Origin of the sequence: Fibrisoma montanum (assembly GCF_003583365.1) — a bacterium.
GTDB classification, from domain to species: domain Bacteria; phylum Bacteroidota; class Bacteroidia; order Cytophagales; family Spirosomataceae; genus Fibrisoma; species Fibrisoma montanum.
This window is the reverse complement of record NZ_QXED01000005.1, coordinates 335,607-349,472: the sequence shown is the minus strand read 5'-3', so window position 1 is coordinate 349,472 and position 13,866 is coordinate 335,607. Positions and strand designations below refer to the sequence as shown.

At 52.7% G+C, this 13,866-nt stretch carries 14 protein-coding genes; 7 read left to right on the top strand and 7 right to left on the bottom strand.

Annotation, left to right across the window (positions count from 1 at the left end; translation table 11 throughout):
* Positions 1-28 precede the first annotated feature (28 nt).
* The 6 genes from DYU11_RS18295 to DYU11_RS18270 all read right to left on the bottom strand — a co-directional run bounded on the left by DYU11_RS18295 (position 29) and on the right by DYU11_RS18270 (position 4,290).
* Positions 29-289 (bottom strand): hypothetical protein, encoded by a 261-nt coding sequence (locus DYU11_RS18295; protein ID WP_119669148.1) that lies wholly within the window; start codon positions 287-289, stop codon positions 29-31.
* Positions 286-582 (bottom strand): hypothetical protein, encoded by a 297-nt coding sequence (locus DYU11_RS18290; protein ID WP_147367962.1) that lies wholly within the window; start codon positions 580-582, stop codon positions 286-288. Before DYU11_RS18290 ends, DYU11_RS18295 begins: the two co-directional genes overlap by 4 nt.
* Before the next feature lie 97 nt (positions 583-679).
* Complete coding sequence (locus tag DYU11_RS18285) at positions 680-1,672, bottom strand: AAA family ATPase (protein ID WP_119669146.1); 993 nt, start codon at positions 1,670-1,672, stop codon at positions 680-682.
* Positions 1,673-1,718: 46 nt separating this feature from the next.
* Positions 1,719-1,982, bottom strand: coding sequence for a hypothetical protein (locus tag DYU11_RS18280; RefSeq protein ID WP_119669145.1), 264 nt, complete (start codon positions 1,980-1,982; stop codon positions 1,719-1,721).
* A 5-nt stretch (positions 1,983-1,987) separates the two neighbouring features.
* A complete protein-coding gene (locus DYU11_RS18275) occupies positions 1,988-4,108 on the bottom strand; it encodes an integrase catalytic domain-containing protein (protein ID WP_119669144.1) in 2,121 nt (706 codons plus the stop codon).
* Positions 4,105-4,290 carry a hypothetical protein gene (locus DYU11_RS18270; protein WP_119669143.1) on the bottom strand — a complete coding sequence of 62 codons (186 nt, stop codon included), beginning with the start codon at positions 4,288-4,290 and terminating at the stop codon, positions 4,105-4,107. The genes DYU11_RS18275 and DYU11_RS18270 overlap by 4 nt, the downstream gene beginning before the upstream one ends.
* 15 nt (positions 4,291-4,305) lie before the next feature.
* On the opposite strand from DYU11_RS18270, the gene DYU11_RS18265 reads away from it, so the two are divergent.
* The 3 genes from DYU11_RS18265 (at position 4,306) to DYU11_RS18255 (ending at position 5,763) form a co-directional block, all read left to right on the top strand.
* Positions 4,306-4,752 carry a helix-turn-helix domain-containing protein gene (locus DYU11_RS18265; protein ID WP_158600305.1) on the top strand — a complete coding sequence of 149 codons (447 nt, stop codon included), beginning with the start codon at positions 4,306-4,308 and terminating at the stop codon, positions 4,750-4,752.
* A gap of 114 nt (positions 4,753-4,866) precedes the next feature.
* Positions 4,867-5,265 (top strand): hypothetical protein, encoded by a 399-nt coding sequence (locus DYU11_RS18260; protein ID WP_119669141.1) that lies wholly within the window; start codon positions 4,867-4,869, stop codon positions 5,263-5,265.
* Positions 5,266-5,382: 117 nt separating this feature from the next.
* Positions 5,383-5,763: a PH domain-containing protein gene (locus tag DYU11_RS18255; protein WP_119669140.1), complete on the top strand. Its 381-nt coding sequence runs from the start codon at positions 5,383-5,385 to the stop codon at positions 5,761-5,763.
* 435 nt (positions 5,764-6,198) lie between these two features.
* Here the strand turns inward: DYU11_RS18255 and trpF are convergent, their stop codons facing one another.
* Positions 6,199-6,819: a phosphoribosylanthranilate isomerase gene (gene trpF / locus DYU11_RS18250; RefSeq protein WP_119669139.1), complete on the bottom strand. Its 621-nt coding sequence runs from the start codon at positions 6,817-6,819 to the stop codon at positions 6,199-6,201.
* Between the two features lie 331 nt (positions 6,820-7,150).
* On the opposite strand from trpF, the gene DYU11_RS18245 reads away from it, so the two are divergent.
* From DYU11_RS18245 to DYU11_RS18230, 4 genes are all read left to right on the top strand, one after another.
* Entirely contained in the window at positions 7,151-7,855 is a 705-nt protein-coding gene (locus tag DYU11_RS18245; RefSeq protein ID WP_119669138.1) for a hypothetical protein, read from the top strand.
* Between the two features lie 148 nt (positions 7,856-8,003).
* Complete coding sequence (locus DYU11_RS18240; RefSeq protein ID WP_119669137.1) at positions 8,004-8,342, top strand: PadR family transcriptional regulator; 339 nt, start codon at positions 8,004-8,006, stop codon at positions 8,340-8,342.
* Positions 8,343-8,440: 98 nt separating this feature from the next.
* Positions 8,441-11,080 (top strand): ABC transporter permease, encoded by a 2,640-nt coding sequence (locus DYU11_RS18235; RefSeq protein ID WP_229365925.1) that lies wholly within the window; start codon positions 8,441-8,443, stop codon positions 11,078-11,080.
* 92 nt (positions 11,081-11,172) lie between these two features.
* Positions 11,173-13,860, top strand: a complete 2,688-nt coding sequence (locus tag DYU11_RS18230) for an ABC transporter permease (protein ID WP_229365920.1) — start codon at positions 11,173-11,175, stop codon at positions 13,858-13,860.
* The last annotated feature ends 6 nt before the right edge of the window (positions 13,861-13,866 follow it).

Genomic DNA, 13,866 nt, shown 5'->3' with positions numbered 1-13,866 from the left:
GTGTAAGGGATTTGTGTTTTAGGGGAGATTAATTATCGTTGATCTTCGGGGCAACGGACCCGCTGATTTGGCAAATGATTCCGTAGGTCTGAGCACCCATTGAGTCCAGGAACTTGCTCAATTCCTTACCCGGCGTTTTGCCTACTACGACCAGGCTGTAACCGTCCGACTGTTGCTGATCTGGCACACTCTCAGCCACCAGATACCCCGCTGTCAGGCCGTAGGATTGGAGTAGGCTGCCTAACTCATCTTGTAAGCGGTTCTTCTGTTCTTCGCTTAGAATCTTCATTGTGCTGCATCAATTGGAAGTGGATACCCGAACGTTTTCATGAAGCGCCAGAAAGCAACCTCGTTTTTCAGATGGAAGGTCATTGCGCCCCAACGAGCTATCCAGCCATTACCGAGTTCGTGTTGAATAACCGGGTGTTCTCGCTGGAACTGATGCTTCCCTTTACACCATTCAGCAGCCGACTTGTGTACCAGGCGGTTCGGGTCTGTAACGACGCATTGCTGATTGTGCTGAACCCCCCAGTACTGGTATTCTACGAAACCAGCCGCTTTCAGGTCATCTATCGTGAGCATGTCCATTGGTTGTATTGGTCGGTTTTGGTTGGGATAGAACCGAATGACTTTGCCATCCATCGTTCTAATTGATTAGGTTGACGCATTCCCAATTCCCTTACGCGCTCAGAGCGACAACCCGCCCACCCATATCCGCTTCCATCTCCGTAGGGGCCAGCTCCTTTTTTGTCGCCTTCTCTTGCGCCCGTACACGCTCGTGTTTGATGGCCTGTTGCAGTACCCGATAGTCACGATCTGCAACCCAGACGTACTTACCCCGAATCGACTCCTTACGTGGATTCAGATGCAGCCAAACCCGCTCCTGGGCGTCCGGATTCTTCAGGCCGTTGGCATTGCAGATCGCAACAACATCCTGACGGAAAATGCCAACTAAGGGCATGTAAGCGCGTCCTAATCGACTTTCCAATTCATCGAAGCCCCGCGCATCCCGGCGAACGCCTGCCTGTATATGTCGCTTCAGGTCATGCGCCCCGATCAGCACCATACCAACCTCATCATGTAGCTTGTTGTACAGGGGAATGAACAGACGTAGCGACGACGGTTTCAGCTTATTGGCTTCATCGATAATCAGCAGGGGCCGGGCCGTGGCTGCCCGTTGCTTCAGGACCGACACGATCAGATCAGTCAAATCCGATACGTTGTAGCGTTCCGTCCGAACACCCAGCGTTTCGGCGATCTTTTGCACGAACCGCTTATGGCTCCAGCTCTCTTCACACTCCAGATAGAAAACCGCTTCCTTTTGCAACGTGTACATCAGCGCCCCGGTCGTTTTACCATGCCCGGCATCGTGGCTAATGCAGGTAAACAGGCTTTCAAATTGTGCCCGCTCCAGTAGCTCGAACATTACGTTCGTGTTCGTGGTCGATACCCAGTTCCAGCGTTCTTCATTGAGCTTATAGCCCAGCTTATGAGCTACCCGCGCCCACATTTGATCTGATACCAGGTGCCACTTCTCACGTTCGACCATGTTGTACCGGATCGTCACCTGGTTAACGCCCAGTTTGTTGGCCACTTGCCGCCAACCGCCCAGGCGTCCGGATTCAATCTCCAGCAACCGCCCGATTTCGCTTTTTTGAAGGTCTGTAATCATCTCAGTTAGGATTAAAAAGGGTATTTAACGAGTGTTTAAACGGCAGTCAATTGATGTCCCTCTTCGATAATGGGTCTGAAAGAATCACTTTATCTTTATCGACTCGGAACGTATTCTTTGGCGTCGTATCAACCGGCTTCTGAAGCAGTTTCACCAAGTCGGTAATTTCGTAGCGTACCATGTGGACCGTCTCGTCAAGTGGGTTTACAACCCCATTTCTTGTCTCCGGTGGAACAGGCAGTTGGGCGACGAACGTGTTGAGTGCCTTAACGCACAGATGCACTTGAAAATCAGATAGCTCTACTTGCATGTGTTTTAGGGGTTATTGTTGAAAAAAGATTGATTCACAAAGTCTTTCGGGTCGAATACCTCGTCAGCGTCGGGAAGAATCGGGGGCGCTGGCTTCGTTCGTTTCTGTTTGGCGGGCGTCTGCGCGTCTGCCTGAATCGACACCCCCATCTGTTCGTAGATCACCGCCGTAGCGACTGATTCGTACTCGTCTTTCGACACCCGACCGCCCAGCGTCAGCAGGTATTCCGGATCGACCGTCGCCCCGCTGGTCAGTTCCTCCAGATCAGCCCGCTTCTGTTGCTCGAACTTGTCGATCTTCGCCTGACGACCGGCCAACCGGCCCGGATCAGCGTCAGGACCATACATCGGAATCGGCTTGGCATGAGTCAGTTCAGCGATAAAGAAGTCGCTCACCCGGTCGTCAGCGCCGACCGCAAACAGCATTACCTTGCTTGGGTCGCTTTCTTCGTAGCGAACCGCTACCCGGCTGTATCGGTACATGATCTGCGTGTCGTAGATCAGGTATTCGTAGCGGACGCCGTGGACCTCCTGTTCGATCCGGTTGCGTCGGATGTCCAGAATTTTGGTCATCCAGAAAAGCGACGCCTGTTCCCATACCTCCACCCGGATCACGTTCGGCTTTTCGCTCTGTTCGTGTAGTGTCGAAGGGCTTAAATCCAGCTTCGCATGTTTGCGGCTGTAGTAGCTGACCGGCGTCTGACGGTACTCTTCTATACGTCGCCATGCTTCTTGCCAGGCTTTATCAAAGTCCCAGCCTTCATTACGGGCTTCCTTGCGTAGTTTGACCAGGTAGTCAGGCGACCGATGGGCATACGGCCGGGTTGACATGATCCCTTGCCCGTAGTAGTACCGCGACTGCGAGAAAAACACCGTCTGGAGCGTATCGAACCACCGTTCCAGTAAGGCTTTTCCGGTCGCCTTGTGGGTGCATACCAGTTGAACCCCTTTGGCTTCCATCGACCCTAGAATCGACTGCATTTCGTCGCTGATATGACCCGGAAAACGGTCATAAACGAGCGTATGGGGTAGGTAGCCGGTCACTTTGACCGCCATTTTTAAGGCATTTGTGTAACCCCAGCGGTCTTCCTTCGTATCGAAGTGGCACCCTACGATGTCGCCCGAATAAGCGTCCCGAATGGCGATTACGAACAAAAACGCCTGTTTTCCCTTCTCCTGGGTCTGGTGTTCGACCATATTGACCCGCGTCGCGTCCATCATCCAGCAATCGCCCGCGTACATCGCCCTGGCCATCGTGATTGAATGGGTGTAGCGACCGGCGTACTTGGTACCAGCGCCAAACCGACCGTTCGCCGTGAGTTGCTTCATCTTCGGACTGGCCAGCACTTGCGAAAACCAGCTATTAGAAGGCACTTCGCGCCCTACGATCCGGCATACCTCGCTGATCTTGCGAATAATGTAAGCGTTCGGGTCGTTGGTGCCCTGGCTTCTGGCCATCGCAATCCAGGCCATGAGTTCGGGATCGTTGGCGAACTGTTCCCGGCTCCGGTTGCCCTGCCTGGGTAACTTGACCACTTCCTGAATCGGCAGCCGATCTACGAAGCGTTGGTTCACCTTCTCCTTTAGGCGTACTTCATTGGTCGGTACGTCCTTATAGGCGCTGTAGTAGACCCAGTGGTCGCCCAACCAGGCAAGAGCTTCCCGGTAGGGTACGTAGCTCCGTGGGTCGATGTCGTGATCCTGGATGTAGTTGCCTAGTGTTTCGATCACAGCAGCCGCCATAGCCAGGGAGCGTACCCGCTTCTCTGTACTACGTTCGTTTCGGTCGGTGATCTTATACAACCCTACGTAACGTCTCCAATCTGTTTGGAGGGCGATTTCAAGTAGTTCAGGCAATGACCGTTCGCTCAAAACTTTGCGTCTCGCTTCCGAGAACCAAACGTCTGGAGTCAGGCCACCACACAGGGCCGATTCAACCATTCGCCGATACTTTACAGCCAGCGTATCATACCGGATCAGCCGCCGACGACGGTCGTCAGGATCAGGGATAGTTTGCCAGTACGACGAACCGCGAAGGCAACCCATCTTAACCGTAACTTCCTTAATACCACAGCAGTTAACTACCTCGTTAAAGCTGCAATACCATATGTCGGCGACCTTCTTCATATACCCAGGCGCTGATTAGCTGACGCGATTTTTTTGGCGGCTTTGAAGACAATCTCAAACCGCTTTGAGGTCGGACGACGAAGTATCACATCGGCATGTTTACGGGTTACACCGGCCATCTTAGCGATCTTCGTCATGTCGCCGTTTCGTAAATAGGATTTGACTTCCTGTACTGTCTTCATTTCCTTTGTTGCCGTTTGTCAACAGTACAAAGGTTTAAAAAATATTGGAACTACAAAATATTTAGACTAAAATTTTTGATGACTTACTTCGCTGGAAACATTCGGGCATTACGGCAGGCCAAGAAATGGTCGCAGGAAAAATTAGCTACTCTACTGGATGTCAGAGGGGGAACAATATCAAACTATGAGACAGGGACCAGCTATCCAGACTTCAAAACATTTGTAGATATCGTAAAATTATTTGGAGTCAGCGCCGACGACATCATCTTTAAGGACCTGTCACAAGGCGAATACGTAGCCCAGGAGCCACGATCTCACATCAAAGAGGAAGAGATACCCGAAAAAAATATCTATGAAGACCGCCTAAAAGAGAAGGATGAATTAATAAAGGCGCTAAAGGATAGCATCAATTTATATAAAGAACTCCTTACGACTCGTTCGGGTCACCAAAAAGCCGCTTAGAGCATCAGCAACTTAAACCATTTATATAATTTATATGATAAATGAACAAAAGCGATGTAATAATAAGATATGAACAGCTAAGTTTGTACATATTCATTCAACCAGTTCTTATCTATGAGTAAAACAATTACTGTTGGTACACTCGATAATGTAACCTGTAAAGTTCGTTTTGAGGTCTCAGTAGACGCAAAGCCGTCCGATTTCCAAGCCTATCTACAACGTAAGACACCCTGCTTTGCTCACTTTGCCAGTGCCTTCCGGCTCCAGGCTCCAGAGTATCATTATTTCATTGGCAACGAACAAGCAGACGACTTAGTAGGGATTCTACCTGACGAATTAGGCAAGCGCGAATTCACCCTCATTGTCGAAACGCAAAGACTTCTTACCAGCGACCAGGCATACCAACTTGCCGTCGCTGCCAACAGCTTCACGAAGTACTGGGAAGAAACGGGTGTTGCTCGAAATCGCAGGCTTTTAGTCGAAGCAGACGGCATACCTGTTCAGTTGGACTAATCTAATTTCAGGTGTATACCTAATTGTATACCTAATTGTATACCTAATTTGTAATGTCAAGATTAGGTATACAATTCAGCCTATTTAAACCAATTTTTAAACCTTTATTTCAGATTTATGGGATTTCTATCCTCACTACTTGGTAACGCGGGCGCAGTATCGTCCGATGAATTGAACAAAGATTATGGCCGTCTTCTGGCTGATGGTGAACGCATTGAGATTGGATTTAAGCTGATCCGTGACGTTTTTATGTTCACGAACAAACGGCTGATCCTGGTGGACAAGCAAGGGCTTACAGGCCGCAAAATTGACTACCTATCCATCGCTTACAAGAGCATTTCGCGGTTCAGTATAGAAACCGTTGGCGACTTCGATCTTGATGCAGAGCTTAAAATCTGGATTTCTGGCGAATCAGCTCCGAGCATCCAGAAGAAGTTTAATAAGCAGGTTAATATCTACGACGTTCAGAGGGTATTAGCCCAAAATGTGCTGAATTAAGCGGTATTTAACGCCGTTTTTAGCCTTATTTAACCACTATAGGTTTATTTCGTTGTGATGAACGAAAAAGCCGTCTTTCATCGCGAAGACGGCTTTCAATACCCACCGTAACTTGTATTAATAGTAAAGATAGCCAGTTCCCCGGTTATCCGTCCATTTCAGTAGATTATTGCTCTTATACGCTCAATCCCTCCAATCCGATTCAAGTTTTCCCCGTATTTGAGCGCCTGGTCAGCCTGATGCTGCAACTCCAGTTTAAGCCCGATCCAAAATTAACTTTTGGTGCATTTTGCCCAGCCTTCAAACCTGCTTCATAACATGCTGATTATCAGATTTGTTTGCGCAATTCGGGCAAAAAATAAAAAAACCATTCTTTCTTTTTGGTGCTACCCCTAATACACGGGGCCGGTTTGCGTTTACCCTAAACTCTCTGGCCTACTCTACTTCAATGGCTTCGAGAATATCCATCAGTTCGCCAAACTCCTTGTTACCGGGCCGCTCTTCTTCGCCCCCGCTGAGGGCAATGCCCTGAACGGGTAATTCGGCCAGGAGCTCATGGACGTTCTGAGCCGAGATACCCGTTCCGAGCAGAACCGGATAGCGAACGGCTAACGGCTGGAGCGTATTCTTCAGATCGTCGTCGATGTGGAGGGGCGCACGGCTTTCGAGCAGCACGAAATCAGCCCCGGCGCTGCTGGTCTGGAACAGCGTTTCCAACTGATCAAGGGTAAACTGCGACAGGTCAACGCGGAGGATGAGGGGTTTGCCAAATGTGCTGAGAAACGGCAGGAGCGCAGCTTCATCGACCTGCAATACGTCGGGCTGGTAAGTATCGAGCAGCCGCTCGATGTGTTCGGTATCCGTAGCCGTGGTTTCGCCAACAATTTTCACACCCGCTACCCACGAACGGATCTCTTCGAATTTTTTGGGCTCAACGTACTCCGGCGTGTCGTCGTCCATCGAAAAGCCGAGCATGTCAACGCCCATGCCGGCGCAGTAGCGGGCATCGCTTAAATTGGTAACGTTAGAAATTTTTACGATTGTCTGAAGGGCCATGCGTGTAAAACAAACGGGAATGGTGCGTTTTAACCATTCTACTGCGAAGGTAACCGTTTTGCCGGACCGACCTGCGGACCTATTTATCAATTTTAACAGAATTCAGGCAGCTGCTCATGCAACCCTGGCGCTCAAACCTGCATCTTTCGGGCAGTTGACAACACCTGTCAAACTACGTCTCATTCAGGGCCGAGTAGCGTCCGGAGACAAACGAAGTCTACCTTTCTAACCTCTCTTCCATCGCGTTCATTACGTTCAGATCCCGGCGGCATCGGCGCTTTCGGGCCCGGCAGGCTATTATCCAAACAACCAACAACTACTAATAAAGCTAATGAAGCGCTACTACTCCATCGCCAACGCAGCCCGGCTCCGGCTCCTCGCTTTTGTTTTGTCTGCGTTGCCAACAGCAGCTATTGGCCAGACACCCAATGCTCATTATGCCTATCCGGCCGATTCTTCGAACGGCTACTGGCGCCTGCACACCGACTACGCCAGCCGCAGCACAATGATCCGGTTCTATGACCGCGACCGCCACTTGATTTATCAGGAGACGCTCAGCGGCCGGTACGTAAAGCTCAGAAAGCGGACTATCCGCCTGTTTGATTCCATGCTGAACCGCCTGGTGAATAACCAGCTTCTGTCACCGCACATGAAAACGCATGAACTGCTGGCCGATAACGAACGCCTGCCCATCAACGCGTTCCTGCGCCCCAGTACGCTGCGCGACGAAACGACGGTCAGCCCCGACGGGACGAATCGATTCGTAAGCCAGCCACTAGTCAACAGCGAGGGAAAACTTCGCGTCATTTTTCTGAATCCCGGGCAGGACCGGGTCTTTATATCCATCGACGATAGCTCGTTCAATCCAATCTACCGGGATATCAGTTCGCTCCCGGCCTACAAGCGGGCTATCGACGTGAGTCATTTGCCCGAGGGGACTTTCCGGTTCATGATCGCTACCAAACAACAGACCCGAACGTATCGGCTAACTATCGGCCGGGGTTCGGTACCCTACCGGCTCGACGAGATCCGCTAACGGGGTTGGGTTCGTTCACGTTCGGACAGGAAGTGTACGTTTTCGGACAGACCAATTCGCACAAAAAGCCAGAATTTAAGCCAGAAACGCGTATTCTGGCTTTTGGCAAGGCATTTGTTCTACTAAAGTTGAAATAACCCTCTTATCTATGAAACGATCCTATCTGGGGGAGTTTGAAGAGATCGTGCTGCTCACCGTTGCGGTGCTCGGCAGCGGAGCCTACGGCGTGGCGATCACCGACGAGCTGGAGCAGCAAACCGGCCGATCGGTCAGCATCAGCGCCGTTCACGCAGCCCTGCACCGGCTGGAAGAAAAAGGTATGCTTTCGTCGCGGATGGGTGATGCTACCGCCGAGCGCGGGGGTCGGCGCAAACGCCTGTTTACGGTAACCGTACTGGGCAGTCGGGCCCTCCACGACATCCGGGCGGTACGGGAGCAACTCTGGAATTCGATTCTACCCAACACGCTACCGGCCATCAGTATATGAATCGCGTGGGGCTGGGGGCGTGGGGCATGGGGTAAAGTACTACGCCCTACCCCCCACGCCCTCCGCCCCAAGCCCTCTGCCCCCAGCCCATGAACCTCATGCCCCAACCTCCTCGCCCAACCCCGCCCCTGCTCGCCGAGCGCCTGCTGGCCTGGTGCTGCGCCCCTGAGCTGCTGGAAGAAGTCCAGGGCGATCTGCATGAGCGCTTCCACCGGCGCCTGGCGCTGTTCGGGGAGCGCAGTGCCCGGCGCCAGTACGTCTGGGAGGTGCTGGGTTTCATCACCAAGCCGTTCGCCATTAAGCGTAGATCGGCTCAACAAGATATCGATACGTTACCATCACCTATTTTAGTACACCCAGCTATGATTCGTAATTATGTCAAGATTGCCTGGCGCAACATCGCCCACAACAAAACCTTTTCGGCCATTAACATTCTGGGGCTTGCCCTGGGTATGGCTTGCAGCCTGCTGATTCTTCTTTGGATTCAGGACGAATTGAGCGTCGATAGTTACCACGCCAACGGGCCGCAGTTGTACCACGTCATGCAGCGGCAGTCGTACGACGGTAAAGTAGAAACGGGTCGTTTTACGCCGGGTGTACTGCCCGATGAACTAAAGAAACAGTTTCCTGAAATTGTTCATGCCGCGGGATACACTGGCTGGGACGCCCGGATGACATTCGCCGTGGGCGACAAAATCAACAAGGAAAGTGGTCACTGGGCCGGAGCCGATTGGTTTAAGATGTTCAGCATACCGCTGCTGGCCGGTACGCCCGCAACGGCACTCAGTACGCCGAATAGTCTGGCTATTTCCAGAAAAGTAGCCGAATTCTACTTTGGCGAACCGACGTCGGCACTTGGCAAGAGCATCCGCATCGACAACAAAACGGATTATCAGGTCACGGCCGTATTCGAGAACTTACCCGCAAACTCATCCGATACGTACGACTTCCTGCTCAACTGGCAGGATTGCATCACGCGAAACCCGTGGATGAAGGAGTGGGGTAACAACGGTCCGCACACCCGGATTCAGGTTCGCCCGGATGCCAACGTTGCCGCTCTCAACGCGAAACTGAAACCCTTCTTAAGAAAATACAACAAAGAAATGGGCCGCAGTTTCGACGCCGAACTCTTTTTGCACGCCCTGCCCGACGCTTATTTATATTCAAACTTCAAGAACGGACAGCAGGATGGCGGCCGCATTGAATACGTTCGTCTGTTCGGTATCGTAGCCGCTTTTCTGCTACTGATTGCCTGCATCAACTTCATGAACTTAGCCACGGCGCGGTCGGTCAAACGGGCCCGGGAAGTGGGCGTTCGGAAGGTGGTCGGTGCCATGCGGAGTTTACTGGTGGGGCAGTTCATCGGCGAAGCGCTGTTGCTTACGTCGCTGGCCCTGTTGATTGGCCTTGGGTTCATTTACCTTATCCTGCCGTCGTTCAATTCGCTGACTGGCAAACACATCAGCCTACAAATCACAGACGTTCGATTCTGGTTGATGCTGGGTGGTATCACCGTCGTGACGGGCCTGCTGGCGGGTAGTTATCCGGCCTTGTTCCTGTCGTCGCTGAATCCGGTTCGGGTGTTGAAGGGAGCGTTGAAGTTTGGTTCCGGTGCGCGGCTCTTCCGGCAGGGTCTGGTGGTGTTCCAGTTTGTGCTGTCAACACTGCTGATTATCGGCACGATTGTGGTGTATCGGCAGGTGAATTTTATACAGACCAAAAACCTCGGCTACGACCGCGAGAATCTGCTGTACGTACCGGTTGAAGGCGACCTGGCTACCCAATCGGCCTACAAAACCTTTCGCGACGAACTGCTGCGACTGCCCGGCATAGCCTCGGTATCGTCCATACAGGAAGCGCCCCACAACATCGGCAGCAGCACGGGGGGCGTCAACTGGCCGGGCAAAGACCCGAACGTACTCATCGAATTTACGCAAACCTCCGTTGGCTACGACGTTGCCAGAACGATGCAGTTGAAGATAAGCGGGCGTGATTTTTCGCCTGCATTCAGCACCGACACAACCAATTACCTGATCAATCAGACAGCCGCCCGGCGCATTGGCTACAAAGATCCGGTGGGGCAGCCGCTGACCATGTGGGGAAGACCCGGCAAGATTATCGGCGTCATTGAAGATTTTCATTTCCAGTCGCTGCACACGCCAATCGCGCCGTTGATCTTTCGATTGAGCACCGAGCCGAGCTCGCAAAACTTTATGATTCGGACGCAGTCCGGCCAGACGCAACAGGCCCTGGCGAGCATCGAACGCGTATGGAAGCAGATGAACCCGAAATTTCCGTTTGCCTACCGCTTCGCTGATGAAGAGTACACTAATCTTTATAAAAGCGAAACGGTTGTGGGAAGTCTGGCCAATTACTTTGCCTTTCTGGCCATCTTCATCTCCTGCTTAGGCCTGTTTGGCTTAGCCGCCTTCACCGCCGAGCAGCGTACTAAAGAGATCGGGGTCCGCAAAGTCCTGGGGGCTACCGTCACCAACATCATCACGCTGCTGTCGGCCGACTTCCTGAAGCTGGTGCTGATTGCGATCCTGATTGCCTCCCCCCTGGCCTGGTACGCCATGAACAGATGGATGCAGAACTTCGAGTACAAGATCGGTGTCGAGTGGTGGGTGTTTGCCGCAGCAGGCATACTGGCGGTCGTAATCGCTTTGCTGACGATCAGCTTTCAAAGTATCCGGGCCGCGCTGATGAACCCCGTCAAGTCGTTACGTAGTGAATGAACCGCTGGGGGCGTGGGGCTGGGGGCGTGGGGTAAAGGATGGCCCAACACCCTGCCCCACGCCCCAAGCCCTCTGCCCCACGCCCCACGCCCATGAACCCCATGCCCCAACCTCCTCGCCCAACCCCGCCCCTGCTCGCCGAGCGCCTGCTGGCCTGGTGCTGCGCCCCTGAGCTGCTGGAAGAAGTCCAGGGCGATCTGCATGAGCGCTTCCACCGGCGCGTGGCGCTGTTCGGGGAGCGCAGTGCCCGGCGCCAGTACGTCTGGGAGGTGCTGGGTTTCATCACCAAGCCGTTCGCCATTAAGCGTCAACCTAACCCGTATCCAACCCCAACCAACATGGACATGCTTCGGAATTACCTTAAAATCGCTTACCGCAACCTGACCAAACACAAGGCCAGTACGCTTATCAACCTGTCGGGGCTTACGCTGGGCGTAACGGCCTGTCTGGTCATTTACGTCATCACCAGCTTTGAATTGGGTTTCGATACGTTCCATCCCGATGGTGAACGCATCTACCGGATGGTAGGCACGTTTACAAACCCGACCACCGGTGAAAAAAGTCCGATGGGGTTTGTTCCGAACGCGGTACCCAAAGCCGTTCGGGAGGAGATTTCCGGGTTCGAAACGGTAGCGGCATTTCACAATATCGAATCGGAGGTGCTGATTCCGAATGGCCGGGAAAAGCCGAAACAATTTGACCAGCGAAAACATGGCGTCGACAACGCCGAAATCATCATTGTCGAGCCGCAGTACTTCGACATTTTCAAGTACCAGTGGCTGGCCGGTAATCCCCAAACAGCGCTACGTGAACCTTTCAAAATGGTGTTGTCGGAGAAAAAGGCGCGTACGTACTTTGGCGACCTCCCTCCCGATCAGGTCCTGGGCAAAGAGGTAATCTACTGGGATTCAATACGTGTTAGCGTTGCCGGCGTTGTGAAGGACTGGGATCAGTCAACGGATCTGACCTTTACTGACTTTATCTCATTCCCGACCATTCGGGCCAGTGCCCAAATGAAACGGAGCATAAACCTGGACGAATGGAACGACATCTGGTCAGCTTCGCAGGCATTCGTCAAACTCCCGGAAGGAGCGACGACGGCTCAGTTTGCTCCGGCGTTCCGGCAATTCGCCCAAAGACACTTCCCGAAAAACTTCAACTTTGAGCTTGACCTGCAGCCTCTGTCAGATCTGCATTTCAATGCCGATTACGGCGACAATTATGCCCGCAAAGCCCATTTACCCACCCTCTATGGCCTGATGGGCGTGGCCGTGTTTATTCTGCTGATTGCAGCGATAAACTTCATCAATTTGTCGACCGCCCAATCCGTTGAGCGAGCTAAGGAGGTCGGCATTCGCAAGGTACTGGGGAGTAGCCGAAGGAGTTTGATAGGCCAGTTCATGAGCGAAACCTTTATCCTTACGGCCCTCGCGGTAGTGACGTCACTACTGTTGGTAAAACCGATACTGACTTCGTTCCAATCATTCATTCCGGCGGGCGTTGACATCAACCCAACGGCTCCTCGCGTGCTGGTATTTCTGGGTGCATTGACCATACTGACCATGATTATGGCCGGCCTGTACCCCTCGCTGGCCCTGTCGTCGTATCGGCCGGTCATTACGCTCAAAGGCCAGAATGCCTTGCTGGGTAATCAGAAAGGCCGGTTGCGTCAGGGACTGATTGTGTTTCAGTTTACGGTCTCGCTGGTGTTCATCATCGGCACGATCATCGTAGGACGGCAACTGAACTTCATGCGGAACAAAGACCTCGGGTTTCGTTCGGATGCCGTTCTGGTGCTTTCTCCGCCCAAAGGGGCCGGCAATAAGCTGTCGGTACTGTACGATAAAGTCCGGCAGTTATCGGGTGTACAGAAAGCTACGCTGCAGGTGCTGGAACCAATGGGCATCAGCTACGGCCTCGACAAGGTGACCTACAAAGGCAAGACGGTTCAGACGCTCGAGGCCGCGTATAAAATGGGGGACGAAAACTACATTCCGTTCTACGAGATGAAGCTGCTGGCCGGGCGGACGTTGGTGAAAAGCGACTCTTCCCGGGAGTTGGTCGTCAACGAGAGTTTTGTCAAAGCACTGGGTTTCAAACAACCAGCCGAGGCATTGAACAAGTCATTGCAATGGCGGGATAAACTGTACCCCATTGTGGGCGTAGTCGCTGATTTTCACCAGCAGAGTATGCACGAGAAAATTGCGCCGACCTTCATTACGACCGTGCCGTACGCCCGGGACCTGGCCGTCAAATTAAGCCATGTGCAGGGCGAACAATTTTACATGACACTGGGCGAAATCAGGCAGTTGTGGCAGGAAGTGTATCCCGACACCAAATTTGAATACAGCTTCATGGACGATACGCTCGCTCAGTTTTACGAAAAAGAGCAGAAAACCGCCCGGCTCGTCAACACCGCTACGGCCATCGCCATTCTGATCTCCTGCCTGGGGCTGTTCGGTCTGGCTACCTTCACCGCCCAGCAGCGCACCAAGGAGATTGGCGTCCGGAAAGTGCTGGGAGCTTCGGTGTCGAGCATCATCGCCCTGCTGTCGGCTGATTTTATCAGGCTGGTGTTTATCGCCATCCTGATTGCTTCGCCGGTTGCCTGGTGGGCGACGGACAAATGGTTGCAGGATTTTGCCTACAAAGCCGACATCACCTGGTGGGTATTTGTCCTGGCGGGACTGCTGGCGATGGGCATAGCGCTGCTAACGGTGAGTTTCCAGAGCGTGAAAGCCGCCCTGATGGATCCGGCGAAAAGTTTGCGAACCGAATAGACACCA